The following is a 2845-nucleotide window of genomic DNA, read 5'->3' on the forward strand; positions in this document are numbered from 1 at the left end:
AACCTTACAGGCACATTAGTACGGCTCGGCTCCGCCTGTTTCCAGCCCTCCACCTGCCGCCTATCCACGTGGTCGTCTCCCACAGCCTTTCTTAGCGGATGACTCATCTTGGGGTCGGTTTCGCACTTAGATGCTTTCAGCGCTTATCCAATCCGCACGTAGCTACTCGGCCATGCACTGGGCAATACAACCGATCCGCCAGCGGTGCGTCCATCCCGGTCCTCTCGTACTAAGGACAGATCCCCGCAATCATCCCACGCCCACCACAGATAGGGACCGAACTGTCTCACGACGTTCTGAACCCAGCTCGCGTGCCACTTTAATCGGCGAACAGCCGAACCCTTGGAACCTTCTCCAGCCCCAGGATGTGACGAGCCGACATCGAGGTGCCAAACCTCCCCGTCGATGTGAGCTCTTGGGGGAGATCAGCCTGTTATCCCCGGCGTACCTTTTATCCTTTGAGCGATAGGCCACCCATGCAGCGCTACCGGATCACTATACCCTGCTTTCGCACCAGATCGGCCTGTACGCCTCACTGTCAAGCTTGCTTCTGCTATTGCACTCCCCGACCGATTACCGTCCGGCCTGAGCAAACCTTGGGAAGCCTCCGTTACCCTTTCGGAGGCGACCACCCCAGTCAAACTACCCACCAAGTACTGTCCCCCCAATCAGAGGTTAGAAAGCCAGTGACAAAAGGGCGGTATTTCAACGTCGGCTCCACGATGCCTGGCGACACCGCTTCACTGCCTCCCGCCTATCCTACACATCCGTCACCAGCGCCCCATACTAAGCTGTAGTAAAGGTGCACGGGGTCTTTCCGTCCCGTGGCGGGTAAGCGGCATCTTCACCGCTACTACAATTTCACCGAGCTCATGGCTGAGACAGTGCCCAGATCGTTACACCATTCGTGCAGGTCGGAACTTACCCGACAAGGAATTTCGCTACCTTAGGACCGTTATAGTTACGGCCGCCGTTTACTGGGGCTTCAGTTCAGACCCTCGCCTTGCGACTAAGTCCCCCCCTTAACCTTCCAGCACCGGGCAGGTGTCAGACCCTATGCGTCATCTCTCGATTTGGCAGAGTCCTGTGTTTTTGGTAAACAGTCGCCTGGGCCTTTGCTCTGCAACCTCTCACTATCGCTAGTGAGGAGGCCCCCCTTCTCCCGAAGTTACAGGGTCATCTTGCCGAGTTCCTTGGCCATGATTCTCTCGTGCGCCTTGGGCTATTCGCCCCAACCACCTGTGTCGGTTTACGGTACGGGTACCCCACAGCTGACGCTTCCACACCTTTTCTTGAAACCCCCTTCCCCCATTCGCTTCAGCCGTAGCCTCCGCTCAGCGCGCTATTCCCGCAGCACGCATGAAGTCCGGCGATTTGTCCGTGTGTTGCACTGTAGGGTAGTGCAGGACTATTCACCTGCTGGCCATCTGACCGGCGCTTTCGCTGGGCCATTAGGTCCCGACTAACCCCGGGGTGACTGCCGTCGCCCGGGAACCCTGGGTCTTACGGCGGGAGGGGTTCCCACCCTCCTTCTCGTTACTTATGCCTACATTTGCTCTACCACGCGGTCCACCAGCGCTCACGCGCCAACTTCACCCCCCGCAGTATGCTCTCCTACCATCAAGTATTAGTAAACTAATACTGATCCACCGCTTCGGTGCTGTGCTTGATGCCCGTTTATTATCGATGCCCGCCCCGCTCGACCAGTGAGCTGTTACGCACTCTTTAAAGGAATAGCTGCTTCCAAGCTAACCTCCTGGCTGTCTCGGCAGCCGGACCACCTTTGTTCAACTTAGCACACACTTGGGGACCTTAGCGGATGGTCTGGGTTGTTCCCCTCTCGGAGCAGGACCTTAGCACCCTGCCCCTCACTGCCCCACACCCCCACCGGCATTCGGAGTTCGACTCAAGTTGGTAGGCTATGACACCCCCGCATTCAATCGGTCGCTCTACCTCCAGTGGGGTAACATGAGACGCTGTTCCTAAAAACATTTCGGAGAGTACGAGCTATTTCTCAGTTTGATTGGCCTTTCACCCCTACCCACAACTCATCCGGAAACTTTTCAACGTTTATCGGTGCGGTCCTCCACGGTGTGTTACCACCCCTTCAACCTGGCCATGGGTAGATCACCAAGTTTCGCGTCAACAGCCACTAACTACGTCGCCCTCTTCAGACTCGCTTTCGCTTCGGCTCCAGGAGTCCACTCCCTTAACCTCGCTAGTGACCGTTACTCGTAGGCTCATTATGCAAAAGGCACGCCGTCACCACATCTACGTGGCTCCGACCGCTTGTAGGCACCTGGTTTCAGGTTCTGTTTCACCCTGGTACACCCAGTCCTTTTCACCTTTCCCTCACGGTACTCTTCCCTATCGGTCTTCTACAGTGTTTAGCCTTGGCAGATGGTGCTGCCGACTTCAGAGGGAGTCCCTCCGGCTCCCCCCTACTCAGGATCCCCCGCCCACAGCCCGATGTGATCACTACGGGACTCTCACCCCCTGCGGTTGGCCTTCCCAGGCCATTCGTGTTGATCAGGCTGCTTGTTGCCGGGTCCTTTAACCCCAGCCCCGCCGTAACGAGACTGGTTTGGGCTCTAGCGCGTTCGCTCGCCACTACTGACGCCATCACTGATTGTTTTCTTTTCCTCCGCCTACTTAGATGTTTCAGTTCAGCGGGTGAGCCTCACGCCCAAAGGCGTGATGATGGTGCTTCACACCACCGGGTTGCCCCATTCGGATACCAGCGGATCAGCCCGTGCCAGCCGGTCCCCGCTGCGTTTCGTCGCTTGCCACGTCCTTCGTCGCCTGTAGAAGCCAAGGCATCCCCCAGGTGCCCTTTTGCTGCGTT

The 2845-nt window shown here is 57.3% G+C and carries 1 rRNA gene; it reads right to left on the reverse strand.

What is annotated here, in order from left to right:
* Positions 1–2838 (reverse strand): 23S ribosomal RNA (locus tag J2I47_RS26305).
* Positions 2839–2845: the final 7 nt, after the last annotated feature.

This window comes from Fibrella rubiginis, from assembly GCF_017353185.1.
Classification (GTDB): Bacteria; Bacteroidota; Bacteroidia; order Cytophagales; family Spirosomataceae; genus Fibrella; species Fibrella rubiginis.